The sequence below is a fragment of the Acinetobacter puyangensis genome (assembly GCF_900096995.1).
Lineage (GTDB): Bacteria > Pseudomonadota > Gammaproteobacteria > Pseudomonadales > Moraxellaceae > Acinetobacter > Acinetobacter puyangensis.
The window spans coordinates 212,157-235,809 of the sequence record NZ_OANT01000001.1 but is presented as its reverse complement, the minus strand read 5'-3'; the positions used below and the strand labels follow the sequence as shown (position 1 = coordinate 235,809).

Sequence of the window (23,653 nt, the reverse complement as noted above, 5' to 3'; positions counted from 1 at the left end):
GACCATTGCACATATTGATCTATATAAATTGTTCTATAAAATCAAATCGACCAATCCTGAATAGCCCAATGATTTTCTTGAGCCAATGCCTGTAAACGATCATCCGGATTCACAGCGATGGCATGGTTTGCATATTCTAATAAAAAACGATCATTAATCGAATCGGAATAGGCCCATGATTCAGACACCTGCCGTCCATTTAACCATTGATCCAGCCGTTTTAGTTTACCTGTTTGGTAACATGGCAACCCCGTAACTTTGCCAGTATATTTTCCATCAATGACTTCTGCATTGGTGGCAATAATATTGTGAATACCAAACGCCCGAAAAATCGGGGCCGTAATAAAATCACTGGTCGCTGTAATTCCTACGATTTCATGCCCCAGATCCTGATGTTTTTTGATGGCTGCAAATCCTTTGGGGCGCATCTGCGGTCGAATGATTTTTTGCATAAACACGTCATGCAAGGCACTTAAATAATGATTGTCGTGCCGGGTCAGAAAATCAAACACAAACTCATTATAGGCAATCGGATCAAGCTGCCCTGCTTTGTAATCCTGATAAAACTTATCATTCATTTGGCGGTGATAGACCGGGTCGACCAGACCTTCATTCACTAGAAATTCTCCCCAGGAATGATCCGAATCGGTATTCAGTAAAGTATGATCCAGATCAAACAACGCCAATTTCATGACAAGCCTCAGATTATTAAAAAATTTAGTAAAAAAAATGTAATTCTGTTACCGCAAAGAGCAGAAATTCGTTAAGATCATAACAATTTCAATTGCTTTGACTTCGCGATTACTCGATGAGCATGATATAGCAACTCTTCCTGCTCGCAAAGTCCATAACATAGATAAATATTTAGGTGCCAAATGATCGATTCTGAAGGTTTCCGACCCAATGTCGGGATCATTTTGGCAAATGACGCTGGACAAGTACTATGGGCAAAACGCATTGGACACAATGCTTGGCAATTTCCACAAGGAGGCATCCAATATGGTGAGACTCCTGAACAGGCTTTATATCGAGAATTATATGAAGAAGTCGGATTACTGCCAGAGCATGTGGAAATTATTGCACAAACCCGAGGTTGGCTAAGGTATCGTTTGCCATATCGCTACATTCGAACAGACTCCAATCCTGTATGTATTGGACAAAAACAGAAATGGTTTTTACTGCGCCTTGTAGGTACGCAAAAAAATATTTCCCTACAGACCACAGATCCTGCCGAGTTTGACGAATGGCAATGGGTAAGCTACTGGTACCCACTTGGACAAGTGGTAAATTTTAAACGAGATGTCTACCGACGGGCATTGTCCGAACTCTGTTTGCACTTACCTTTTCGGCACTCGTCTTGATTTACTTAGGAACAGCACATTTAATCAGGGAATAAATTCATGGCAAATACAATGCAACTTGAAACCTTAAGACGTATCGTGCAGGAGGTGGATGCCTCACCAAGTCTGCATGAAGCGCTTGATGTGATGGTAAATCAGGTTGCAGAAGCCATGGATGCCGATGTTTGCTCAGTCTATTTACTCGATGAACGTAACCATCGCTATGTACTCATGGCATCCCACGGTTTAAAACTTGAAGCAGTGGGCACGGTTTCCCTGGATACCAGCGAAGGTTTGGTCGGACTGGTCGGACAACGAGAAGAAATTGTCAATCTGGAACATGCACCCAAACATGAACGCTTTATTTATTTACCCGAAACTGGTGAAGAAGTTTTTAATTCATTTTTAGGTGTGCCCATCATGTATCGCCGCAAAGTGATGGGCGTGATGGTGATTCAAAATCAGGAAAGTCAGCATTTTAGTGAAGCGGCTGAATCCTTTTTGGTCACGCTGTGTGCGCAACTTTCCGGCGTGATTGCCCATGCCCACGTGGTCGGCAATATTGATGTTTTTCGTAAACCGTCCAGCGGACCAAGCTATCAAACCTATCAAGGGGTTGCCGGTGCAGATGGGATTGCGCTGGGTCGTGCCGTTATTCTTTATCCCGCTGCGGATTTAAACTCAATTCCGGATCGTGAAGCAGAAGACATCAGCGTAGAATTGGAACTGTTAGGTAAAGCTGTTTTTGCAGTACGTGAAGACATTAAAAATCTTGATGCAAAAATGCAGGATTCCCTGATGTCGGAAGAGCGTGCTTTATTTAGCGTATTTTTACGTATGCTGGATGACAATGCACTGCCTGCCGAAATCAGTGCTTTAATTCGGGAAGGCCACTGGGCACAAGGTGCAGTACGGCGGGTGATCGAAAAGCATGTCAATATTTTTGCGCAAATGGAAGATGGTTATTTGCGTGAACGGGTATCCGATCTTAAGGATCTTGGACGACGTATTCTTGCCCATCTGCAAACTGCGGATACTGGCCATAAGGAAATTACCGAAGATACCATTTTAATTGGTGAAGAAATCAGTACTGCGGCGCTGGTCGAAATGCCGATTGGCAATATTGCAGCCATTGTCACCACTGAAGGTGCAGCCAATTCGCACATGGTGATCGTGGCACGCGCATTGGGTATCCCCACCGTTGTCGGTGTGACAGAATTACCGATCAGTACATTGGACGATGCCGAGATTATCGTCGATGCCTATCAAGGTCGGATATTTGTGCATCCGCCACGACGCTTACGTACCCGCTATAAGGAAATTAAAAAAGACGAAGATCAGATTGCCAAAGACCTAAAACAGTATGAAACTAAAAGTGCGATTACGCCTGATGGTGTTGCCATGCCGCTGTTTGTCAATACCGGTCTGATGATTGATGTGGTGCGTGGTGTACAACGTGGTGCCAAAGGTGTCGGGCTCTATCGCAGTGAGATTCCGTTCATGCTGCGGGAACGCTTTCCCGGTGAGGAAGAACAACGTGCGATTTATCGCCAGCAACTAAGTCACTTTGCCAATAAACCTGTGGTAATGCGTACCCTTGATATCGGTGCCGACAAAGATTTGCCTTACTTTTCGATTGAAGAAGAAAACTCGGCCCTGGGCTGGCGAGGTATCCGTTTCACCCTGGATCATCCGGAAATTTTTTCTTCACAAATCCGTGCCATGCTCAAGGCAAGTATTGGTCTGAATAATTTGCATATTTTATTGCCAATGATCACCAGCGTTAGTGAAGTTGAAGAAGCACTCTATCTGCTTGACCGTGACTTGAGTGCAGTTCAGGAAGAAGAACAAGTCAAAATTACCCGACCAAAAGTCGGGATTATGATTGAAGTTCCCAGTATTCTGCTACAAATTGACGAATTTTCCGAACTGGTCGATTTCTTCTCTGTCGGATCAAATGACTTAATTCAGTATTTACTCGCGGTTGACCGTAACAATCCGCGCGTTGCCAGTGTTTATTCGCACTTTCATCCGGCAATTCTTAGAGCACTGACCAAACTGGTCAAAGAATGCCATCAATATGACAAACCGATTAGTCTTTGTGGTGAGATGGCAGGTGATCCACTGACTGCAATCTTATTGATGGCGATGGGCTTTAATACCCTGTCAATGAGCTCCAGTAATATCTTGCGTGTGCGTAAGGCCATCTGCCACGTACCGATGACAGATGCACAAGACTTGTTAGAGCAAGTTTTAAAACTCAACAATCCTTTAATGATTAAAAGTCTGATTGAACATTATTTTAGAACCCATGGACTGGCGGATATGGTGAAAAGCGGCCGTGTTGTGACCAGCTAACACAGCACTGTAATCTGGGGTCATTGACCGTAACTAAGATAGATCAATGACCCACATGAGAAATTATATCTTGATGACAGTCCCCTGTGCGATGGCACATAGATACTCCCGATCCTGATGGATACAATAAATTTCTGCCACACAGACTGCTTGTTTTTTGCCAACACTTTTTGCAATGGCTTTTGCAATCAAGCGTTCACCTTGCGCAGGCTTAACATAATTAATCTTAAATTCGGACGTTAGCGCATCACCCATTAACGCAATGCCACCAGCAAAAGTAATGGAATTATCTGCCAAATAACTTAAGACCCCGCCATGGGCAAAACCGTGCTGTTGTCGATGCTGCTCACCTAATACAATGTCTATTTCAACTTCATTGGCTGAAATAACTTTTAAGTTTGCATCCAAAAACTGGCTAAAAGGTTGTGATTTAAAAATATGATCGGCGATATTTCGAATATCCATATTCCATTCCCTTTTAAAAATTATGCAGGTAATGCCCGTTCCAGTATCCGTACCACGTCAATCCCTTGTGCAGCAACAAGCCCAGTTACACGACCATGCAATGCATTAAACCTTGTCTGAATAAATGCCTCAGCCACAAAGGATTCAGAATATCGCAGCAATAATACCGCCTGTGCCAACAACACCAGTCGTGTCACTATACTGCGTGCGGAGAATTGCAAATCATGGGCTGATTGCAGCAATAAAGCATATAACTCGGCCCGTGCGACTTTCAGTACCTGATTCTGCTGGCATTCTGCATCAAATGAGCTTAATAATATCTCAATTAAGTCCGGTTCTCGTTGAATCGCACGCAAAACATCCAGACACATCACATTGCCGGAACCTTCCCAGATAGAATTCACTGGTGCTTCCTTATACAAACGTGCCATGATGCCCGTATCGACATAACCATTACCACCAAATACTTCCATGGTTTCGCCGGTTAACTCGACCGCGCGTTTACAAATCCAGAACTTGGCCGCAGGCGTCATGATTCGGGTCCATGCCTGTGACAATTGGTTATCAAGCTGATGTTCGTACTGATAGTGCCAAGCCAGATGCATACTCAATTGCAATGCCGCTTCTGTTTCCAGTGCCAGATCGACCAAAACAGATTGCATCAAGGGTTGATCTGCCAAAACTTTACCAAAAGCCTGACGCTGCCGTGTATACGCCAGACATTGTACCAATGCCTGACGCATTACGGCGCTGCTCCCAACCGAACAAGTCAAACGGGTATAGCCAGCCATTTCAATAATAGTCGGAATACCTCGCCCTTCTTCACCAATCATGATGCCCCATGCTTCCTGAAATTCCACTTCACTGCTGGAATTACTACAATTGCCGACCTTGCTTTTTAAACGCTGTATATTAACCCGATTTTTACTACCGTCCGGCAACCAGCGTGGCACAAAGAAACAGCCCAATCCAGAATCTTCGGTCTGCGCAACAACCAGATGTGCATCAGACATCGGTGCAGAAAAAAACCATTTGTGTCCGGTCAGTAAGTATTCCTGTCCTCGTCCAGCCTGATTCACCGCTTTTGCCAATGTTTGATTGGCGCGTACATCTGAACCACCCTGTTTCTCGGTCATGCCCATGCCAATCCAGATCGACTTTTTATCGTGAATGGGGATATCGCGTTCATCATATTCTGTTGACAGTAATTTATCACCCAGTTCAGCCCATAATGCTGGTTCTCGCTGTAATAATGGAATACTACCTAACGTCATAGCGATCGGACATAAATTACCACTTTCAATCTGTCCAGACAGATAAAAACGGCTGGCCAAATCTACCCAGGCACTGGATTGATGCTGTGTGATAAATGGGTGAGCATGTACAGCATATTGCCGATTAAATGCCATCCATTGATGCCAAGCTGGATGAAATTCCAGAAAATCAATACGCCGCCCCCGCGCATCAAAAGCATGCAATTCCGGTGTATGTCGATTGGCCAATTCGGCAGCATTATAGAATGCCGCACTACCAGCCACATCACCAAAGGTACGCAATGCAGACTGATCCTGACTACCATAATGCTGTAAAATTTGTTGTAGAATCAAATCCGTATCAAATAGATTATAATCCTGAAGCTCATCAAACTGATTACTGATCTGATGGGTAAGCCAATTTGTTGTCATCGATGTTCCCTCATGTGTTATTGTAAAAGTACTTTTTAAGTATAAAAGATTTCCTTTGTCCCCATGTTCGGATTTTCATGATGGCTCAAGCACCAATAAATGTACGCCGAAAACCAAGGCAATCCAGAGCTAAATTTACACAGCAGGCATTGCTGGAAACCACTGTTCAGCTTTTACGGGAAAAAAGTTTTGATGAAATCACCATTCGGGAAATCACCGAAATTGCTGGCGTGGGTTTAGGCACCTTTTATGAATATTTCAGTCAAAAAGAAGATGTAATTGCCCTGATCATTCACCAATACATAAAGATGAATATTCAACAACTTCAGCACCTGGCAACCACGCAATTATCAAATTATCCCAACTTAAGCATAGATCATTATTTATACTACCTCATTGAGCAGCAACTTCTAATTATTAGACAAGAACAGCGTATCTGGGCAACGATTTTTTTACTTGAACGACAACTTTCCAGCGTCGAAATTTATCAAAAACATTATGATCTTATGACGCAGCACTGGCAGAATTTACTTACACCTTATTATCATCAATCTATTAAAAAACAGCGTGTAGCGCAGAATTTGCATCGGATAATTTACGGTTTTGTTATGCAAGGCTTACTCATTCAGCCAGATTTTCAAGATTGGGAAAATTTGCAGGAAGATATTATCACTGCAAGTCTGGCCTTTGTTACAACTCAAGAAGATTAAAAACCATTAAATCAGTCGTTTGATTTACCTTTAACCTTATATTCAACATAGCATTAATCTAAAAAACAAATCACTATTACCAATTTAATCTGTTTTACAAATTAATTAATTGTTTTACACTGAAAAAACAGATTCAAATGCTTTATTCGATTCATGTAGAGGTTATGATGAACTTAGACCTGAAACATAGTCACACCAACATTACTATCATTCAACAATATCTTGTTGCATATTGTTTTATTCATTAAATCTAATTCATTCGCCACTTTATAACAAACAGGAGATAGCCATGACCGACAAAAAATGTCCGTATAGCCATTTAACCACCGACTTTGGTGCACCGGTTGTTGATAACCAAAACAGTCTAACCGCCGGTCCACGTGGTCCATTATTGGCACAGGATGTCTGGCTAAATGAAAAACTAGCCAATTTCGTCCGTGAAGTCATTCCAGAACGTCGTATGCATGCCAAAGGTTCAGGTGCATTTGGTACTTTTACTGTGACACATGATATTAGCCAATATACTCGTGCCAAAATCTTTAGTGAAATTGGTAAAAAAACCGAAATGTTTGCCCGTTTTACCACAGTTGCTGGTGAACGTGGCGCAGCCGATGCCGAACGTGATATCCGTGGTTTTGCCTTAAAATTCTATACCGAAGAAGGTAACTGGGATCTGGTAGGAAATAACACCCCCGTGTTCTTTTTACGTGATCCACGTAAGTTTCCTGATTTAAATAAAGCGGTAAAACGTGATCCACGCACTAACTTGCGTAGTGCAACCTACAATTGGGATTTCTGGACCCTGTTACCAGAAGCATTCCATCAAGTGACGATTGTCATGTCTGATCGTGGTATCCCCGCCAGCTATCGTCATATGCATGGTTTTGGTAGCCATACCTATAGCTTTATCAACGCAGCCAATGAACGCTTTTGGGTGAAATTCCACTTTAGAACCCAGCAAGGCATTAAAAACCTAACCGATGCCGAAGCAGAAACTGTCATCGCCAAAGATCGTGAAAGCAATCAGCGTGATTTATATGACGCCATCGAAAGTGGTGACTATCCGAAGTGGACACTGTTTGTACAGATCATGCCAGAACAAGAGGCGGAAAAAGTTCCTTATCATCCATTTGATTTAACCAAAATCTGGCCACATGCAGATTATCCATTGATCGAAGTCGGTGAATTTGAACTGAATCGTAATCCCGAAAACTTCTTTTTAGATGTTGAACAATCTGCTTTTGCACCAAGTAATCTGGTTCCGGGGATTAGTGTTTCTCCAGATAAAATGTTACAAGCACGCTTGTTCAACTATGCAGATGCACAGCGTTACCGTCTGGGGGTAAACTATCAGCAAATTCCGGTAAACAAAGCGCGCTGCCCGGTACACAGTAACCATCGTGATGGTCAGGGACGCATTGATGCCAACTATGGTGCTTTACCACATTACGAACCAAACAGTTTTAATCAGTGGATTGAACAACCAGAATACAAGGAACCACCACTAAAAATCACGGGTGATGCCGATTTCTGGAATTACCGTGAAGATGACAGCGACTACTTTAGTCAACCCCGTGCTTTGTTCGAATTGATGAATGATGAACAAAAACAGGCTTTATTTGACAATACCGCCCGTGCATTGGGTGATGCCCTCGACTTTATCAAACAGCGCCATATTGATAACTGTGAGAAATGTCATCCAGACTACGCACAAGGTGTACGTGATGCATTAAGCCGATTAAACATAGAGGCCTAAGTCTTTATTTTTATTTATGATTCCCATCTTTATATGTGAATAAAGAAAAACCTTTGCATAAATTTGTTTAAAAAGTCATCGTCAGATGGCTTTTTATTTACATAGCATCACTTGAAGTCAATCCTGTTTCTTTTAAGCTAGATGTTATTTATTAGAAAGAACAAAACAATGTCGAATTTACTTCATCCTGCTGCACAACAAGGCTTCAGTCAGGGCGCAGAACTCTATCAACAATCTCGTCCAAACTATCCCAATGAGGTCGTTAGCTGGTTAAAGCAGGAGCTACAATTAAATGGCAAAAGTAAAGTGGTTGATCTCGGTGCAGGCACAGGAAAATTTATCCCTTATTTGCAACAAGTCACACCGCATATCTTTGCAATTGAACCGATTGCAGAAATGCTGGATCAGTTAATTCAAAAGCATCCAAACATCCATAATATTCAAACTGACAGTAAAAATATTACTCTCCCCTCTAATAGTATTGATGCCGTGATATGTGCACAGTCGTTTCATTGGTTTGCCAATGGCGAGTCACTGGATGAGATTTATCATGTGCTTAAACCACATGCGGCATTGGGATTAATCTGGAATCAACGTGATATTTCTTTCCCATGGATCAAAGCAATTACCGATTTGATTACGCCACTTGAGGGCGATACACCACGTTTTTATCGTGGGACATGGCAGAATGTCTTTGAACATCAACATTCATTTCAATTGCAGTCGATTAAAAAATTCCAGTTACTACATCGTGGTAGTGTAGAACAAGTGGTCATTAACCGTATTTTATCGACCAGTTTTATTTCTGCTGCACCAGTACAGGAAAAAGAAAGAATACGACAAGGCTTGATTAAAATCGTTGACCAGTATTTAAACAAGGGCTTACAGGATACGATTGATTTCCCTTATGTGACCTATGCTTACCACTATAAAAAATGCTAAAAACCATGATGAATAACGATAAATACTCATCATGGTTAGATGGATTACATTGATGCTTACACCATCAATGTATTATTTAATATTGACCTGACATTGCCATGATTCTGCTGGTTTATCCTTTTCCCATGCACGTACATACTCCAGCTGAATGGTTTCAGTCCCTGCTTTCTTCGCAACAAATTCAAAATGACGAATCCCGCCACTACCGACCGTTGCCTGATCTTTAGTATCGGCAACATAATGCGAACTGGCGCTGAGATTATTTAAAGGGTTCTTTAGTTGCCATTGATAGCCTGTGGTCGCATTTTCCGGTGCGCTAAAACCGATTTTTTCGCCTATCGCCACACTTAAATTGGCAGGACAAGCCTCACCTAAATGAAAACTTTGTTTCACTTGCGTTTGCTCATGTTTTGGAATCTGTACACACCCCACCATTAATCCACTACAAACTACGATTGTAGCCAATTGTTTTAATATATTCATCGTTCACCTTCTGTGTTTTAAATTATGAAAATTCATCATGTTATCTACTTCAATCAGATCGAGTTTAACTTGAATGCTTTTCTAACCATTCGATCGAACTGACTCGAAATACCTCGCAAGCGCCGTCACCGACATCATCTGGACGTTGCGATGATTTCCACACCAGATCTTTATCTTTAATCTCAACCAAATCACCCTTTAAACGAACAAAGTCACCACGATTGACCTGTTTAATGGCTTGCGCAATTTGCGGATTGGCAGGAATAATATGGATATTTGAGACCATTTGCATGGCCTGTTCGGCAGGCACGGGTAATGTTTCAATTGCCCATTTTAAATACCGATCATATTGTTTTACCGCAATTTTTGAAGCAATTTCCGGATGGGCAAATAATCCCCAACTCACGGCAAAATCGACAGGCGAAAATTTTGCCTGTTCATCATCTTGATAATTTTTATAACCCAAAATTCGAAAATCGCCATTAAACGGCTGTAGCACCGAAATAGACTGACCTTCTACCGGAGGTAATCCATGGGCAACGTTATATTCAGCGTAGCTTGCATAGGCAGGAATCATTGCAAAAGCAAAAAAAGACAGTAACATCATCCTTCTCATCAACATCTGCAAATCCTCTCAATAAATCATGCTGCTATTGTGCAAGATTCTGGCAAAAACTATGCTAGTTTTTAGTAAAGCCAAGTGTATTCAATCTTGGATTTTGTTAGCAAGGATTACCTTTTGTAACCATCTTTACAAAAATAAAAGATCTCAATTCAGTTATGTCAATCAAGCTCTGTTATTCATCATCAAATGCGATGCGAACAGTTTCAAATCTGACCCGACCTTCATCAATTGCCTGAGCAATGGCTTGCTGACCTTTGGTCAGTCTGGCTTGTCCGGATTTGATATCAATAAAAATCACTTCAATGTCTTCGGCATCACACAAACCTTCCCGATATTCACTATAGCCCGAAAACACCACATAATCGACCGGATCACCTAAAAACTTGGCATCACTGGGCAAATAATCAAACTCGGGGAATAAAGGTGCAAATTGCTCTGCCATCTTACCTTTTAGTACCGCCCGACTGGTATTTACACTGCGCTTTCTCGCCGAAGTTAATGTTGCTTCATGCTCACGCATGAGCTCACTCATTTCATACTGGTGTTCTGCTTTTAATTGTTGCAGTCGCCCAAAGAAAAACCACACACTACTAAACAGAATCCCCACCATCATACCAATCAACAGGGCAACAGGAACAGACATAAAACACTCATTAATATCATAAAGTATTATTCGTTTTAAACGTTTACTAGCATAAACTATTGCTGATGATAAAAGGTATGCTCATCTACATGACATCTTTTTTATTTGTATAAATAAAATCTCATTGGGTTAAGCATGCCTAGACTTAGCGATGCAATGAAATATCTTTTCACTAAATCCGCTATTACTAGGGTCTGTTGACATTTGATAAATAAATTGCGTTGTAGGCTAAAATTTCTTCAGATTAGGCACAAAGCGAAGGCAATGGCTATTCCCTTGTCGAGCTTTGTAACGACGTATGGGGGAATTTTAGCCACAACCCTTTGGGACAGGGTTGTTTTTTGACACTACTGCGTTATGAATAGTTCATTTAGAATAGCTAAATTTCACTATTCCATGCCTTGTATTGCCTAAAAAACAACCACTGTCGCAATCATAGACGAAATATCAACAGACCCTATAGATTATGTCATTCTGCTGTCATAATAAAATGCTATGCTTGGGTTAGGACATTATTCATTTTTTAAGGTAAAGCATGAAAACGCTGTTAATTGCAAATCAAAAAGGTGGCTGTGGAAAAACTTTAACTGCAATTACGATCGCTTCAGCACTCGCCAATAAAGGCTTTAAAGTTGCCCTTGCAGATGCCGATCAACAAAAATCCAGTCTGCAATGGTTAAAGCTACGCCCTGCGACTGTTCCTTCAATTATTGCGGTGGATTGGCGCGATGAACAATCCATTGGTGCCTCTCCCAAAAAAGTTGACTGGCTCATTATTGATGCACCCGGAGCATTATCCAGCGAGCAAGCCCAACAGTTAATCGCTGAAAGTCATGCATTGATTGTACCCTTACAGGCATCTTTTTTTGACATTGATAGTACACGACGTTTTTTAAAACAAATTGAAGATATTAAACGCATCCGCAAAGGCAAAGTTGAAATTCATCTGCTTGCCAACCGAGTAAAAACCGGTGCTTCTAGCCAAACACAAATTCAAGAATTTTTTGATAAAATCGAACAGCAACCCATCGCATGGATTAACGAACGTAGTGCCTATGCCCAACTGGCAATGCAAGGCTTAAGTGTATTTGATAAAAATCAAAAACAATTCTTAATTATTCAGCAACAATGGGAACCTATTCTAAAACAACTACTTGGTCAAAATAATGATCAGGACAAACAGGACTGGTTCTAGTTTCTGTCATTTTAGGCTAAGATGAGACAAATTCTGTCTCAAACATGGATACGACCACGTGCAAGAAAATGCGCCTATATTGCAACGGCTCTTATTATTTGGACTATTTTTTTGCTTAATTCTATTAAGTTTTGAAATATTAAAATACTTTATTGTGCCTGTTGTCTGGGCAACCATTATCACCTATATGACATGGCCAGTTTATCGAAAAATCCATGCATGGTGTGGTGAGCGCAAAAATTTGAGCGCCTTGCTCATGACTTTAATTGTGGTGCTCGTGGTAGGTATTCCTTTTATTATCGGAATTTTTGTATTGCAGCACGAGGGACGCAATTTATATTTTGAATTACAACACCAACTCTATTCCGGTAAATTAACCGTGCCAGCATTTCTCAATGAATTACCGATTGTCGGCAATGAAATTGAGCGTATTATTCGTGATTTCAATAACAATCCTCATGCAGCGACGCATAATATCGGGATCTGGATTCAAGGCCATCTGGGCTATGGTCGTTTTGTACTGACAGAAATCAGTCGCAATCTGATTAAAATGGTATTTGCAATTCTCTCCTTATTTTTCTTTTATCGTGATGGCAGCATTATTCTGGCTCAGGTACAACGCGCCTTTGAAATGGTGATCGGTTCCCGTATTCATCATTATTTTGAAACCATCTCTGAAACCACACGTGCTGTTGTCTATGGCGTTGGCCTCACTGCTGTGGCACAGGCTTTACTTGCTGGTGCAAGCTATTTTGTCGCAGGTGTGCCCAACCCAATGGTGCTGACCATTGTGACCTTTGTTCTGGCTTTAATTCCCTTTGGAACTCCGGTTGCATACTGTGGCGTGGCATTGTGGCTATTTTCTCAAGGTCACACAGTTGAAGCAATCGGTGTGGTAATTTGGGGTGTGGTCATCGTCAGTAGTGCAGATAATGTGATTCGCCCCTTGGTAATTTCTGGCGCCACCAAAATTCCTTTTTTACTCATCATGTTTGGGGTACTCGGTGGTATTAGTAGTTTTGGCTTGGTCGGATTATTTATTGGTCCGGTGATCCTTGCTGTATTGCTGGCTTGCTGGCGTGAATGGTTACAAGAACATAGTCATCAAGCAGAAATTCAGCCAGAACTGCCTTTACTTGAACATCAGGATAAACCTTAAATTTTAAACACTTTATCCACATATTTTACCCTACCAAAACTACCGTTTAAGTAAGCCCATTTAAACGGTACTCTTGCATAAAATTACAAAATATTGGCTAGAATCCATTACTATAAAAACACATCTATAGAGAATGGGAATCAATATGAAATTAAAGACTAATTTACTGCTATTGGGTTCGTTATCAGCTTTAATTCTCAGCGGTTGTAATAGCATAGAAGAAAAAATCACACCCAAGGAAACCGTCACGGTATATGCAGTCACGCCAGATGGCATTGGTGAAAATATTGGGCAAGTGACGTTTATCGATTCCAGCAAAGGCTTAATTATTCAACCCAAGCTTAAAAATCTCACTCCGGGTCCACATGGCTTCCATATTCATCAAAATCCTTCCTGTGAAGCTGATGTAAAAGATGGCAAGCCTGGCGCAGCACTCAAAGCTGGTGGACATTTAGATCCAAACAATGCAGGTGCACATGGTACTCCAGAAGGACCTGGGCATTTGGGTGATTTGCCGGTACTTGTTGTGGCAGCAGATGGTACTGCAACAACTTCTGTCATTGCACCACGACTAACACTTGATCTGGTTAAAAACCGTGCCATTATGATTCATAAAGGTGGAGACAATTATTCTGATCATCCTGCACCTCTTGGCGGTGGCGGAGATCGCATTGCCTGCGGCGTGATTAAATAAACAGCCTCCATATCTATATCTCATGGCGTATTGTGTAGGCAGTAAAACAAATAACATGTTCACGCAATACACCATGAGTATAGACTGAATAGCGCTTAAAAAAGATGAATCGTCCTGACGCCCACTTCATATTGAAGTCATCTTATTAGCAGGCTTAGTCCCTGTTTTTTAAACCATAATATTATGTTTTATATATGGTTTTATTGACCTTTACTCAACCAAATAGTTTTATCCGTTTTTTGGCTTTTGGGTTAGCTGTAAGACTTACAAACTTTAATATGCCATCTTTAAAATTAGCTTTTTGTAGTGCATCACGATCCGCATAATAACTAGCACGGCCTGCCCATGGATCTTTTAAACCCTGACGAGGCATTACCTGCTCTGCACGTTTAATATAGCCTGACGTTAAATTACTTCCCATTAAACTAACAGTCGATTTTGCAGATTCATCACCTTGAGGTGTTACCGTGGCAAAACCATGTTTATCCATATAGTTAAATAAACGGCATAGATACTCTGCCACAATATCAACTTTTAAAGTCCACGAGGCATTGGTATAGCCAATGATTAATGCAAAATTCGGAACATCACTGATCATTGAACCCTGATACATTAAGTGCTCTTTGGTTTCAATCGCTTTACCATCAATCGAAGCATTTAAGCCGCCTAATAATTGAATCTCTAGTCCAGTTGCCGATACGATAATATCCGCTTCCAGCACTTTACCAGATTTTAGCTGAATGCCATGTTCAACAAATTTTTCAATATGATCGGTTTCTATAAAAGCTTTACCTTCACGCAATACCTTAAATAAATCACCATCAGGAACAACACATAGACGCTGATCCCACGGATTATAATTTGGGGTAAAGTGCTTCATATCCACTTTGCCTTTTAATTGCATTTTCACCCCAGCCAGTAAGAATTTTTTTACAGCTTCGGGATTGGATTTTGAAAATTTGTAAATTGCACGTTGAAAACCAATATTGCGTTTACGGGTTAAATTATAAGCCACACTTTCGGGTAAGATTTTCCTGAGTTTATTATAAACAAAGTCAATCGATGGAATTGAAGCAATATAAGTTGGCGAACGCTGTAACATGGTGACAATTGCATCTTGTTTTGCCAAAGCCGGAACCAGGGTAATGGCTGTGGCCCCACTGCCTATAATCACTACTTTTTTACCGACAACATCCAGATTTTCCGGCCAATGCTGTGGATGAATCAATTGACCTTTAAATTTATCCTGATCAACATACTTCGGTTGAAAACCATGCTCATAATTATAATAGCCTGTACAGCCAATCACAAAATTTGCAGTCCACTGCTCGACTGACCCGTTATTATCAATTTCCAGCTCCCAAAGCTGTTTTTCGGTATTCCAGTTCGCAGCATTGAGTGCATGGTTAAATCTTATTTTTGACTGGAGATGATATTCATCTATGGTTTCTTGTAGATAATTGCAAATTGCACCCGCTTCAGCCAATACTTTATCTTCACGCCAAGGCTTAAATTTATAGCCAAACGTTGACATATCCGAATCGGAACGAATGCCAGGATACTTAAATAAACTCCATGTCCCACCAATACGATCACGACGCTCAAGAATAATAAAATCACGCTGAGGGCTATTTTGCTGCATATGTACAGCGACACCAATGCCTGAAATCCCTGCACCGATGACCAGCGTATTAATATGTTGTGTCATTATTTTCATACCTTGCATCCCTTTTTCTGCAATGTAGCACAAAACTGACAATATGCCATGTCAATTTAGGATGTTTTTAAAAAATTTTGTTATCAAATGATAAAAATAAAAAAAGACCAGATAAACTGGTCTTTTTTAGTACATACTGAATATTATTCAGCAGTATTTGCTTCACGATCAACAAGCTCTACAAAAGCCATCGGTGCGGCATCGCCAGCACGGAATCCTGCTTTAAGAACTCGTAAATAACCGCCGTTACGTTCTTTGTAACGAGGGCCAAGAACGGTAAATAATTTACCAACTGTTGCTGCACTACGAGTACGAGCAAATGCCAAACGGCGGTTTGCTACAGTATCGTTTTTAGCTAAAGTGATTAAAGGCTCAGCAACACGGCGAAGTTCTTTCGCTTTAGGCAACGTCGTCTTAATCAACTCATGCTCAACTAAAGCATTCGTTAAGTTTTGGAACAACGCCTTACGATGGCTGCTAGTACGGCCTAATTTCACACCACTATTACGATGACGCATGGTGAATAGTCCTACTCAATTAACGGCTACGATAGGCAAAACGATCGTCCATGCGTAAGCTGGCTGGTGGCCAGTTTTCCAAACGCATGCCGAGTTGTAAGCCTTTAGAAGCCAACACATCTTTAATCTCAGTCAACGATTTTTTACCTAAGTTTGGAGTTTTTAATAACTCAACTTCTGTACGTTGAACAAGATCACCAATGTAGTAAATATTTTCTGCTTTTAAACAGTTCGCCGAACGAACGGTAAGCTCTAGATCATCCACTGGACGAAGCAAGATTGGATCTACTTCTTCACGTGGTTCTTGTGCTACAGGTGCTTGATCTTTTTGCAAATCAACAAAAATCGCGATCTGTTGTTGCAAAATAGTTGCTGCCTTACGAATTGCTTCTTCAGGATCAACAGTACCATTGGTTTCAAGATCAATTACAAGTTTATCCAAATCAGTACGTTGTTCAACACGCGCACTTTCAACCGTGTAAGATACACGTTTGATTGGACTATAACTTGCATCAAGCTGCAAGCGACCTACTGGACGAGTTTCACCTTCCGGGAAACGCGCATCAGATGGTTCATAACCACGACCTTGAGCAACTTTCAGGCGCATTTTTAAATGACCATTTGCACTCAAAGTACCAATTAAATGCTCTGGATTTGCAATTTCAACATTATGCGGTAAACGCAGGTCTGCGGCAGTAACTTCGCCAGGACCTTGTTTATCCAATGTCAAATATGCTTCGTTTTGATCGAACAGTTTAATTGACAATCCTTTTAGGTTCAGCAAGAGCTCGACGATGTCCTGCTGCAAGCCTTCTAAAGTACTGTACTCATGCTCAACACCTTCTACTTCTACCTCTACCACAGCTGCGCCAGGTAGAGAAGACAATAGAATGCGACGCAAAGCATTGCCGAGAGTATGACCAAAGCCACGCTCTAAAGGCTCAAGAATTACTTTTGCCGAGGTTCCGCTCGCCGCTTCGACCTTAATCGCTTGCGGAGTTAGAAACTCGTTTGCAGTACGCGTCATATTGCTACCTCAAGGATTATTTAGAATACAATTCTACAATCAAGCTTTCATTAATTTCAGCTGGTAGATCAGAACGATCCGGTGCAGACTTGAACGTACCTTCCATTTTGCCATGATCAATTTCGATCCAAGCTGGAAGACCACGTTGTGTTGCCAACTCAATTGCGCCTTTAATACGCAATTGTTGTTTTGCACCCTCATGAACTGCAATTACATCACCTGCTTTAACTTGGATAGACGCGATATTCACACGACGACCATTTAAAGTAATACTACGGTGACTTACAAGCTGACGAGCTTCTGCACGAGTAGAACCAAAGCCCATACGATACACAACGTTATCTAAGCGGCTTTCAAGCAACTTCAACAAGTTCTCACCTGTTGCGCCTTTAACACGAGCAGCTTCTTTATAGTAGTTACTAAATTGACGCTCTAACACACCGTACATGCGACGTACTTTTTGTTTTTCACGTAATTGTAGCGAATACTCAGATTGCTTGGCACGAGACTGACCATGTTGACCAGGTGCTTTCGCGTGTTTTTTAGTTTTGACGTCAAATGGTTTAACGCCAGATTTTAATTGCAGGTCTGTCCCTTCGCGGCGAGAGAGTTTGCATTTTGGACCAATATAACGAGCCATGAATGTTTCTCCTTACACGCGACGTTTTTTAGGTGGACGGCAACCGTTGTGAGGTATTGGTGTCACATCGGTAATGCTGTTAATCTTATAACCCACTGCACCTAATGCACGAACCGCAGACTCACGACCAGGACCAGGACCTTTTACAAGGACGTCCAAGTTTTTCAAACCGTAATCCAAAGCAGCTTTACCAGCAACTTCGGCCGCTACCTGAGCAGCAAACGGGGTTGATTTACGTGATCCACGGAAGCCTTGTCCACCAGAGGTAGCCCAAGCCAATGCATTACCTTGACGATCGGTAATCGTTACAATGGTGTTATTAAAAGACGCGTGAATGTGTGCAACACCTTCAGAGACGGTACGAGAGACCTTCTTGCGTGCGCGAGTATCTTTAGCCATCTTTTAGCTTCCAGAAATCTTACTTTTTAATCGGTTTGCGCGGACCTTTACGGGTACGTGCGTTAGTTTTGGTGCGTTGACCGCGGACAGGCAAGCTGCGACGATGACGAAGACCACGATAGCAGCCTAAATCCATTAAACGTTTAATGTTCATGGAAATTTCGCGACGAAGATCACCTTCGGTATGAACCTTAGCTACTTCTGCACGAATCGCATCAAGCTGAGCGTCATCAAGTTCACGAATTTTTGTTGTTGGTGCAATGTTTGCAGCAGCTAAGATATTCTTAGCAGTGAAACGACCAATACCAAAGATATACGTGAGAGAGATAACAGCATGCTTGTTATCCGGAATGTTTACACCGGCAATACGAGCCATTGACTTTTCTCCAACAAGGCAGTTGAGATAATCAACCGCCCCACAAAAATCTTGAGGGGCGGATATTAACCCAATTGACCTAATAAATCAACAGGTCTTTGATTATGATTAACCTTGACGCTGTTTATGACGAGGCTCTGCGCTACAAATTACGCGAATCACCCCATTACGACGGATAACTTTACAGCTACCGCAAATTTTTTTAACTGAAGCTTGAACTTTCATGATAAACCTCTATGTGCACTATCCTTTCGGATGAGCGGTCGATTTTCTCATCAATGACTGATTATCATATTGATGCGATGTTAAATGTGCCTGTAGCTGCGCCATAAAGTCCATCACAACAACTACCACGATTAACAATGACGTACCACCCAAATGAAAGGGTATTCCAAAAGAACTTTGTAAAATCATTGGCATCAAACACACAATGGTAATGTACATCGCACCGATAAATGTCAAACGATTAAGAATATGATCTAAATAACGAGCTGTCTGCTCACCTGGACGAATACCTGGAACATATGCACCGCTACGTTTAAGGTTTTCTGCAACTTCCTTTGGACTGAAGACCAGTGCCGTATAGAAATAACAGAAGAAGATAATTAACGCACCAAACAACACTAAATAAAGTGGCTGTCCAGGCGATAGTACCAACGCCAAATCTTGTAGCGAACTTTTTATAATTCCAGCATTAGGATCCGCACTCCCTACCCACTGTCCAATACTTGCTGGGAACAGCAATAAAGAACTTGCAAAAATTGCAGGGATCACACCAGCCATATTAATTTTTAATGGTAAATGTGTTTGTTGCGCCGTAAAAATACGACGACCTTGCTGTTTTTGTGCATAGTTAACTGGAACACGACGTTGCGCTTTTTCAATAAACACAATCGCTGCAAGCACCATAATAGACAAGACACCAAATACCAAAATGCCAATCAAACTGCTTTGACCATTTTCGATCGAAGAGAAAGTCTGCATTACAATATTTGGCAAGCCTGCCACAATACCTGCAAAGATAATCATGGAAATACCATTACCCACACCGCGTTCGGTAATTTGTTCACCCAACCACATTAGAAACATGGTTCCTGCAACCAAAGAGGTTACAGCGGGGATATAAAAAGCCAAACCTGATGTCAGTGTTATTCCCTGACTGATCAATCCAGCACACATACCGACAGCCTGAACAAGTGCTAAAAACAATGTCCCTTGTCGTGTATATTGGTTGATCTTGCGTTTACCTTGCTCACCCTCTTTTTTTAATGCTTCTAATGATGGCACAACAGAAGACATTAACTGCACAATGATCGATGCCGAAATATACGGCATGATCCCCAATGCAAGGATGGACATACGCTCTAATGCACCGCCCGAGAACATATTAAACAAACCAAGAATAGTCCCTTGATTGGCATTAAATAGTTGTTCAAGTGCGGCATTATTAATACCAGGTACAGGTATATGTGCTCCCAGCCTAAACACCAGCAATGCACCTATCAGGAACATTAGCCGTTGAATAATCTCACGATATTTCACATAAAAAGGTTGCCCTTTTTGCACATGAACGTGACCAGAAGAACTAGGAGACATAGACACAGACGATTACTCCTCGACTTTACCGCCAGCTGCTTCAATCGCAGCTTTCGCACCTTTAGTCAATGCAATACCTTGTACGGTAAATGCACGAGTAATCTCGCCAGAAAGTACAACACGTGCACGAAGTTGATCACGACGTACCACATTTGCAGCTTTCAAGGTTTCAAGGCTGATAATATCGCCTTCCACTTTATTCAGCTCAGACAAACGTACTTCAGCAGTTTTCAATGCGATTTGGCTAGTAAAACCAAATTTTGGTAAACGACGATAAATCGCTGTTTGACCACCTTCAAAGCCAGGGCGTACACCACCACTTTTACGTGATTTTTGACCTTTAACACCACGACCACCTGTCTTACCGACACCGGAACCAATACCACGTCCGACACGCAGATTATCGCGCTTTGCACCTTCAGCAGGTGCGAGTTCATTTAAACGCAGAGTCATGGCATTATTCCTCTACACTAACCATATAGTAGACTTTATTGATCATTCCACGGTTAGAAGGTGTATCTTGCACCTCAACTGTGTGACCAATGCGACGCAGACCTAAACCCTGTAAGCAAAGTTTATGATTCTTTAAACGATGCGCTGAAGATTTAGTCTGGGTAACTTGAATCGTTTTCATGATTGATTACCCTTGAATTTCTTCTACTGATTTACCACGTTTCGCAGCGACTTTCTCAGGAGAAGTCATATCACGCAAACCATTAAAGGTTGCGTTTACTACGTTAGCAGCATTCGTAGAACCATAACATTTAGCAAGTACGTTTTGTACACCAGCAGCTTCTAAAACAGCACGCATTGCGCCACCAGCAATTACACCGGTACCTTCAGAAGCAGGTTGCATATAAACACGACTTGCACCATGACGTGCATTCACAGGATGTTGTAAAGTTGTTCCTTTCAGATCAACTGTAATCATGTTACGACGTGCAGCTTCCAATGCTTTTTGAATAGCTGCTGGAACTTCACGCGCCTTACCACGACCAAAACCCACACGACCGTTACCATCACCTACCACAGTTAATGCTGTGAAAGAGAAAATACGACCACCTTTAACAACCTTGGCTACACGATCAACGGCAACCAGCTTTTCAACGAGACCTTCGTTTTGTTCAACTTTCGCCATGATTAGAACTCCAAGCCGCCTTCACGAGCAGCATCAGCCAAGGCTTTGATACGGCCATGAAATTTAAAACCAGAACGGTCAAATGCAACTTTAGTAACACCAGCTGCTTTGGCACGTTCAGCAATTAAAGCACCTACTTTCGTTGCTGCTTCTACATTACCTGTAGCACCAGAACGCAGGGCTGCATCCAAAGTTGAAGCTTGTGCTAAAACTTTGCCACCATCTGCTGAGATAACTTGTGCATAGATGTGACGCGGCGTGCGGTTTACACACAAACGAGTCGCACCCAATGCACGGATGTGCAAACGTGTGCTTTTGGCACGACGTAAACGGGATTGTTTCTTTTCGTTCATAAGAACCTCGCGCCTTATTTCTTCTTAGCTTCTTTACGAAGAATAACTTCATCCGAATAGCGAACACCTTTACCTTTATATGGTTCAGGAGAACGATATGCACGGATTTCCGCTGCCACTTGACCTAACAATTGTTTATTTGCTGATTTCAACACGATTTCAGTCGCAGTTGGTGTTTCAGCAGATACACCTTCAGGTAAAGCATAGTCGATCGGATGTGAATAGCCGAGGTTAAGGTTTACAACTGTACCTTTTACCGCAGCTTTATAACCAACACCAACCAATTGCAGCTTGCGTTCGAAGCCTTCACTAACACCTTTTACAAGGTTATTTAAAACAGCGCGAGCAGTACCAGCTTGCATCCAAGCATCTTTTGATTCAGATGTTGGAGCAATTTTAAGCTGGCCTTCTTCCTGTTTTAGCTCGACCAGCGCATGCAGGTTGAAAGACAATGTACCTTTACTGCCTTTCACTTCGACCTGCCGGCCGTTCTGAGTAACTGCTACACCATTTGGTACAGTTACTGGGGCTTTAGCCACACGAGACATGAGGAATCACCTATTAAGAAACAAAAGCAATAACTTCACCACCAACGCCAGCTGCGCGAGCTGCACGGTCAGTCATGATGCCTTTGCTTGTAGAAACAATTGCAATACCCAAACCTTGCTTAACGCTCGGTAAGTTATCTTTGCCACGATATTGGCGCAAACCTGGACGGCTTACACGTTTTACAGTTTCGATAACTGGTTTGCCTTCAAAATATTTTAAAGTTAAAGTCAAAGTTGCTTTGGTTTCTTCTTGAGAAACTGCCACATCAGAGATATAACCTTCTTGCTCTAATACGTTTGCAATTGCAACTTTTAGTTTAGAGCTTGGCATAGCAACAGTTGCTTTTTTTGCCATTTGTGCGTTACGAACACGAGTTAACATGTCGGCAACGGTATCTTGCATACTCATCTAGTCGCTCCTTACCAGCTTGCCTTCACAACGCCCGGTACATCACCTTGCATTACTGTTAAACGTAACATGTTACGGCTTAAACCGAACTTACGGAAGTAACCATGTGGACGACCAGTCAGACCACAGCGGTTACGAAGACGTACAGGAGATGCATTACGTGGCAATGCTTGTAATTTTAACATCGCTTCAAAACGCTCTTCTTCAGATGCACTTACGTTTGCAATAACAGCTTTTAATTCAGCACGTTTTGCAGCGTATTTGGCAACTGTTTTTTCGCGTTTTAATTCGCGATTAATCATACCTTTCTTAGCCATATCGACCTCTTATTTGAACGGGAAGCCGAATGCACGGATAAGCGCACGGCCTTCGTCATCGGTGCGAGCAGTCGTAGTAATGGTGATATCCAAACCACGAATACGATCAATCTTATCAAAATCGATTTCAGGGAAAACGATTTGCTCTTTCAAGCCCATTGAGTAGTTACCACGACCATCAAATGATTTCGCAGAAAAACCGCGGAAGTCACGAATACGTGGAATTGCAATAGAGATCAAACGGTCTAAGAATTCGTACATTTGGTCGCCACGTAAAGTTACTTTACAACCAATTGGCCAACCATCACGGATTTTAAAACCTGCGATTGATTTACGTGCAAGCGTAACCACTGGTTTTTGACCAGCAATTAGTGTCATATCGGCAACAGCACCATCTAACAATTTCTTATCAGTTGCAGCTGCACCAACACCCATGTTCAGGGTAATTTTTGTAATGCGAGGAATTTCCATCACATTCTTAAGGCCAAGCTCTTGTTGAAGCTTCGCTTTAAGTTCTTCATTATAACGTGTTTTAAGTCTGGCCATCGCCGTATCAACCT

At 41.8% G+C, this 23,653-nt stretch carries 30 protein-coding genes; 8 read left to right on the top strand and 22 right to left on the bottom strand.

The window, feature by feature from the left end; genetic code table 11:
* Positions 1–41: 41 nt before the first annotated feature.
* Positions 42–692, bottom strand: a complete 651-nt coding sequence (locus CRO21_RS01125) for an HAD family hydrolase (protein ID WP_097077514.1) — start codon at positions 690–692, stop codon at positions 42–44.
* Positions 693–875: 183 nt separating this feature from the next.
* Here CRO21_RS01125 and CRO21_RS01120 point away from each other — a divergent pair, with 183 nt between their 5' ends.
* Together CRO21_RS01120 and ptsP are read left to right on the top strand one after the other, a co-directional pair.
* Positions 876–1,361, top strand: coding sequence for an RNA pyrophosphohydrolase (locus tag CRO21_RS01120; protein WP_087619454.1), 486 nt, complete (start codon positions 876–878; stop codon positions 1,359–1,361).
* A 39-nt stretch (positions 1,362–1,400) separates the two neighbouring features.
* Positions 1,401–3,698 carry a phosphoenolpyruvate--protein phosphotransferase gene (ptsP, locus tag CRO21_RS01115; RefSeq protein ID WP_097077513.1) on the top strand — a complete coding sequence of 766 codons (2,298 nt, stop codon included), beginning with the start codon at positions 1,401–1,403 and terminating at the stop codon, positions 3,696–3,698.
* Between the two features lie 63 nt (positions 3,699–3,761).
* On the opposite strand, the gene CRO21_RS01110 is transcribed toward ptsP, so the two are convergent.
* Both CRO21_RS01110 and CRO21_RS01105 read right to left on the bottom strand, forming a co-directional pair.
* Entirely contained in the window at positions 3,762–4,163 is a 402-nt protein-coding gene (locus tag CRO21_RS01110; RefSeq protein ID WP_097077512.1) for a PaaI family thioesterase, read from the bottom strand.
* A 20-nt stretch (positions 4,164–4,183) separates the two neighbouring features.
* A complete protein-coding gene (locus tag CRO21_RS01105) occupies positions 4,184–5,848 on the bottom strand; it encodes an acyl-CoA dehydrogenase family protein (protein WP_097077511.1) in 1,665 nt (554 codons plus the stop codon).
* Between the two features lie 80 nt (positions 5,849–5,928).
* Between CRO21_RS01105 and CRO21_RS01100 the strand changes: the two genes are divergently transcribed.
* From CRO21_RS01100 to CRO21_RS01090, 3 genes are all read left to right on the top strand, one after another.
* Positions 5,929–6,558: a TetR/AcrR family transcriptional regulator gene (locus CRO21_RS01100; RefSeq protein WP_097077510.1), complete on the top strand. Its 630-nt coding sequence runs from the start codon at positions 5,929–5,931 to the stop codon at positions 6,556–6,558.
* Between the two features lie 289 nt (positions 6,559–6,847).
* On the top strand, positions 6,848–8,314 hold the full coding sequence (locus CRO21_RS01095; RefSeq protein WP_213064388.1) for a catalase: 1,467 nt from the start codon (positions 6,848–6,850) through the stop codon (positions 8,312–8,314).
* A gap of 168 nt (positions 8,315–8,482) precedes the next feature.
* Entirely contained in the window at positions 8,483–9,256 is a 774-nt protein-coding gene (locus CRO21_RS01090; RefSeq protein ID WP_097077509.1) for a class I SAM-dependent methyltransferase, read from the top strand.
* Positions 9,257–9,328: 72 nt separating this feature from the next.
* On the opposite strand, the gene CRO21_RS01085 is transcribed toward CRO21_RS01090, so the two are convergent.
* The 3 genes from CRO21_RS01085 to CRO21_RS01075 all read right to left on the bottom strand — a co-directional run bounded on the left by CRO21_RS01085 (position 9,329) and on the right by CRO21_RS01075 (position 11,007).
* On the bottom strand, positions 9,329–9,739 hold the full coding sequence (locus tag CRO21_RS01085) for a protease inhibitor I42 family protein (protein WP_097077508.1): 411 nt from the start codon (positions 9,737–9,739) through the stop codon (positions 9,329–9,331).
* 64 nt (positions 9,740–9,803) lie between these two features.
* The gene (locus CRO21_RS01080) at positions 9,804–10,346 is read right to left on the bottom strand and encodes a hypothetical protein (RefSeq protein ID WP_378234922.1); all 543 of its coding nucleotides are present in this window, start codon (positions 10,344–10,346) and stop codon (positions 9,804–9,806) included.
* Positions 10,347–10,536: 190 nt separating this feature from the next.
* The gene (locus CRO21_RS01075) at positions 10,537–11,007 is read right to left on the bottom strand and encodes a Holliday junction resolvase-like protein (RefSeq protein ID WP_097077506.1); all 471 of its coding nucleotides are present in this window, start codon (positions 11,005–11,007) and stop codon (positions 10,537–10,539) included.
* Between the two features lie 535 nt (positions 11,008–11,542).
* On the opposite strand from CRO21_RS01075, the gene CRO21_RS01070 reads away from it, so the two are divergent.
* The 3 genes from CRO21_RS01070 to sodC all read left to right on the top strand — a co-directional run bounded on the left by CRO21_RS01070 (position 11,543) and on the right by sodC (position 14,055).
* Positions 11,543–12,202, top strand: a complete 660-nt coding sequence (locus tag CRO21_RS01070) for a ParA family protein (protein ID WP_097077505.1) — start codon at positions 11,543–11,545, stop codon at positions 12,200–12,202.
* 58 nt (positions 12,203–12,260) lie between these two features.
* Entirely contained in the window at positions 12,261–13,361 is a 1,101-nt protein-coding gene (locus CRO21_RS01065; RefSeq protein ID WP_097077504.1) for an AI-2E family transporter, read from the top strand.
* A gap of 145 nt (positions 13,362–13,506) precedes the next feature.
* Positions 13,507–14,055: a superoxide dismutase family protein gene (gene sodC, locus CRO21_RS01060; protein ID WP_228150330.1), complete on the top strand. Its 549-nt coding sequence runs from the start codon at positions 13,507–13,509 to the stop codon at positions 14,053–14,055.
* Between the two features lie 214 nt (positions 14,056–14,269).
* On the opposite strand, the gene CRO21_RS01055 is transcribed toward sodC, so the two are convergent.
* The 16 genes from CRO21_RS01055 to rplE all read right to left on the bottom strand — a co-directional run bounded on the left by CRO21_RS01055 (position 14,270) and on the right by rplE (position 23,639).
* Positions 14,270–15,763, bottom strand: a complete 1,494-nt coding sequence (locus tag CRO21_RS01055; RefSeq protein ID WP_097077502.1) for a flavin-containing monooxygenase — start codon at positions 15,761–15,763, stop codon at positions 14,270–14,272.
* Between the two features lie 152 nt (positions 15,764–15,915).
* On the bottom strand, positions 15,916–16,290 hold the full coding sequence (rplQ, locus tag CRO21_RS01050; protein WP_097077501.1) for a 50S ribosomal protein L17: 375 nt from the start codon (positions 16,288–16,290) through the stop codon (positions 15,916–15,918).
* Positions 16,291–16,309: 19 nt separating this feature from the next.
* The gene (locus CRO21_RS01045; protein WP_087619468.1) at positions 16,310–17,317 is read right to left on the bottom strand and encodes a DNA-directed RNA polymerase subunit alpha; all 1,008 of its coding nucleotides are present in this window, start codon (positions 17,315–17,317) and stop codon (positions 16,310–16,312) included.
* Positions 17,318–17,333: 16 nt separating this feature from the next.
* Positions 17,334–17,957 carry a 30S ribosomal protein S4 gene (gene rpsD / locus CRO21_RS01040; RefSeq protein WP_097077500.1) on the bottom strand — a complete coding sequence of 208 codons (624 nt, stop codon included), beginning with the start codon at positions 17,955–17,957 and terminating at the stop codon, positions 17,334–17,336.
* Positions 17,958–17,969: 12 nt separating this feature from the next.
* Entirely contained in the window at positions 17,970–18,356 is a 387-nt protein-coding gene (gene rpsK, locus CRO21_RS01035) for a 30S ribosomal protein S11 (RefSeq protein ID WP_097077499.1), read from the bottom strand.
* A gap of 19 nt (positions 18,357–18,375) precedes the next feature.
* On the bottom strand, positions 18,376–18,732 hold the full coding sequence (rpsM, locus tag CRO21_RS01030; protein WP_087619470.1) for a 30S ribosomal protein S13: 357 nt from the start codon (positions 18,730–18,732) through the stop codon (positions 18,376–18,378).
* Between the two features lie 108 nt (positions 18,733–18,840).
* Complete coding sequence (gene rpmJ / locus CRO21_RS01025) at positions 18,841–18,957, bottom strand: 50S ribosomal protein L36 (protein WP_000867907.1); 117 nt, start codon at positions 18,955–18,957, stop codon at positions 18,841–18,843.
* Between the two features lie 18 nt (positions 18,958–18,975).
* Positions 18,976–20,328 carry a preprotein translocase subunit SecY gene (gene secY / locus CRO21_RS01020; protein ID WP_097077498.1) on the bottom strand — a complete coding sequence of 451 codons (1,353 nt, stop codon included), beginning with the start codon at positions 20,326–20,328 and terminating at the stop codon, positions 18,976–18,978.
* 12 nt (positions 20,329–20,340) lie between these two features.
* The gene (gene rplO / locus CRO21_RS01015; RefSeq protein WP_097077497.1) at positions 20,341–20,781 is read right to left on the bottom strand and encodes a 50S ribosomal protein L15; all 441 of its coding nucleotides are present in this window, start codon (positions 20,779–20,781) and stop codon (positions 20,341–20,343) included.
* Positions 20,782–20,785: 4 nt separating this feature from the next.
* Positions 20,786–20,962 (bottom strand): 50S ribosomal protein L30, encoded by a 177-nt coding sequence (rpmD, locus tag CRO21_RS01010; RefSeq protein ID WP_097077496.1) that lies wholly within the window; start codon positions 20,960–20,962, stop codon positions 20,786–20,788.
* 6 nt (positions 20,963–20,968) lie between these two features.
* On the bottom strand, positions 20,969–21,466 hold the full coding sequence (rpsE, locus tag CRO21_RS01005) for a 30S ribosomal protein S5 (protein WP_087619474.1): 498 nt from the start codon (positions 21,464–21,466) through the stop codon (positions 20,969–20,971).
* A gap of 2 nt (positions 21,467–21,468) precedes the next feature.
* Entirely contained in the window at positions 21,469–21,819 is a 351-nt protein-coding gene (rplR, locus tag CRO21_RS01000; protein ID WP_097077495.1) for a 50S ribosomal protein L18, read from the bottom strand.
* Positions 21,820–21,833: 14 nt separating this feature from the next.
* A complete protein-coding gene (gene rplF, locus CRO21_RS00995; protein ID WP_097077494.1) occupies positions 21,834–22,367 on the bottom strand; it encodes a 50S ribosomal protein L6 in 534 nt (177 codons plus the stop codon).
* Between the two features lie 13 nt (positions 22,368–22,380).
* Entirely contained in the window at positions 22,381–22,776 is a 396-nt protein-coding gene (rpsH, locus tag CRO21_RS00990) for a 30S ribosomal protein S8 (protein WP_087619477.1), read from the bottom strand.
* An 11-nt stretch (positions 22,777–22,787) separates the two neighbouring features.
* The gene (gene rpsN / locus CRO21_RS00985; RefSeq protein ID WP_097077493.1) at positions 22,788–23,093 is read right to left on the bottom strand and encodes a 30S ribosomal protein S14; all 306 of its coding nucleotides are present in this window, start codon (positions 23,091–23,093) and stop codon (positions 22,788–22,790) included.
* 9 nt (positions 23,094–23,102) lie between these two features.
* Positions 23,103–23,639, bottom strand: a complete 537-nt coding sequence (rplE, locus tag CRO21_RS00980) for a 50S ribosomal protein L5 (RefSeq protein ID WP_097077492.1) — start codon at positions 23,637–23,639, stop codon at positions 23,103–23,105.
* Positions 23,640–23,653 lie beyond the last annotated feature (14 nt).

Bases quoted from the DNA above. Each gene is read 5' to 3' on its own strand.
- rpsN (WP_097077493.1), bottom strand. From the start codon at position 23,093: ATGGCTAAGAAAGGTATGATTAATCGCGAATTAAAACGCGAAAAAACA.
- CRO21_RS01075 (WP_097077506.1), bottom strand. From the start codon at position 11,007: ATGTCTGTTCCTGTTGCCCTGTTGATTGGTATGATGGTGGGGATTCTG.
- CRO21_RS01055 (WP_097077502.1), bottom strand. From the start codon at position 15,763: ATGACACAACATATTAATACGCTGGTCATCGGTGCAGGGATTTCAGGC.
- CRO21_RS01125 (WP_097077514.1), bottom strand. From the start codon at position 692: ATGAAATTGGCGTTGTTTGATCTGGATCATACTTTACTGAATACCGAT.
- CRO21_RS01085 (WP_097077508.1), bottom strand. From the start codon at position 9,739: ATGAATATATTAAAACAATTGGCTACAATCGTAGTTTGTAGTGGATTA.
- CRO21_RS01110 (WP_097077512.1), bottom strand. From the start codon at position 4,163: ATGGATATTCGAAATATCGCCGATCATATTTTTAAATCACAACCTTTT.
- rplF (WP_097077494.1), bottom strand. From the start codon at position 22,367: ATGTCTCGTGTGGCTAAAGCCCCAGTAACTGTACCAAATGGTGTAGCA.
- CRO21_RS01070 (WP_097077505.1), top strand. From the start codon at position 11,543: ATGAAAACGCTGTTAATTGCAAATCAAAAAGGTGGCTGTGGAAAAACT.
- rplE (WP_097077492.1), bottom strand. From the start codon at position 23,639: ATGGCCAGACTTAAAACACGTTATAATGAAGAACTTAAAGCGAAGCTT.
- rpsH (WP_087619477.1), bottom strand. From the start codon at position 22,776: ATGAGTATGCAAGATACCGTTGCCGACATGTTAACTCGTGTTCGTAAC.
- CRO21_RS01095 (WP_213064388.1), top strand. From the start codon at position 6,848: ATGACCGACAAAAAATGTCCGTATAGCCATTTAACCACCGACTTTGGT.
- CRO21_RS01045 (WP_087619468.1), bottom strand. From the start codon at position 17,317: ATGACGCGTACTGCAAACGAGTTTCTAACTCCGCAAGCGATTAAGGTC.
- rplO (WP_097077497.1), bottom strand. From the start codon at position 20,781: ATGACTCTGCGTTTAAATGAACTCGCACCTGCTGAAGGTGCAAAGCGC.
- CRO21_RS01080 (WP_378234922.1), bottom strand. From the start codon at position 10,346: ATGATGTTACTGTCTTTTTTTGCTTTTGCAATGATTCCTGCCTATGCA.
- ptsP (WP_097077513.1), top strand. From the start codon at position 1,401: ATGGCAAATACAATGCAACTTGAAACCTTAAGACGTATCGTGCAGGAG.
- CRO21_RS01100 (WP_097077510.1), top strand. From the start codon at position 5,929: ATGGCTCAAGCACCAATAAATGTACGCCGAAAACCAAGGCAATCCAGA.
- sodC (WP_228150330.1), top strand. From the start codon at position 13,507: ATGAAATTAAAGACTAATTTACTGCTATTGGGTTCGTTATCAGCTTTA.
- rpsE (WP_087619474.1), bottom strand. From the start codon at position 21,466: ATGGCGAAAGTTGAACAAAACGAAGGTCTCGTTGAAAAGCTGGTTGCC.
- rplQ (WP_097077501.1), bottom strand. From the start codon at position 16,290: ATGCGTCATCGTAATAGTGGTGTGAAATTAGGCCGTACTAGCAGCCAT.
- rplR (WP_097077495.1), bottom strand. From the start codon at position 21,819: ATGAACGAAAAGAAACAATCCCGTTTACGTCGTGCCAAAAGCACACGT.
- rpsM (WP_087619470.1), bottom strand. From the start codon at position 18,732: ATGGCTCGTATTGCCGGTGTAAACATTCCGGATAACAAGCATGCTGTT.
- rpmJ (WP_000867907.1), bottom strand. From the start codon at position 18,957: ATGAAAGTTCAAGCTTCAGTTAAAAAAATTTGCGGTAGCTGTAAAGTT.
- secY (WP_097077498.1), bottom strand. From the start codon at position 20,328: ATGTCTCCTAGTTCTTCTGGTCACGTTCATGTGCAAAAAGGGCAACCT.
- CRO21_RS01105 (WP_097077511.1), bottom strand. From the start codon at position 5,848: ATGACAACAAATTGGCTTACCCATCAGATCAGTAATCAGTTTGATGAG.
- rpsD (WP_097077500.1), bottom strand. From the start codon at position 17,957: ATGGCTCGTTATATTGGTCCAAAATGCAAACTCTCTCGCCGCGAAGGG.
- CRO21_RS01090 (WP_097077509.1), top strand. From the start codon at position 8,483: ATGTCGAATTTACTTCATCCTGCTGCACAACAAGGCTTCAGTCAGGGC.
- rpmD (WP_097077496.1), bottom strand. From the start codon at position 20,962: ATGAAAACGATTCAAGTTACCCAGACTAAATCTTCAGCGCATCGTTTA.
- CRO21_RS01120 (WP_087619454.1), top strand. From the start codon at position 876: ATGATCGATTCTGAAGGTTTCCGACCCAATGTCGGGATCATTTTGGCA.
- rpsK (WP_097077499.1), bottom strand. From the start codon at position 18,356: ATGGCTAAAGATACTCGCGCACGCAAGAAGGTCTCTCGTACCGTCTCT.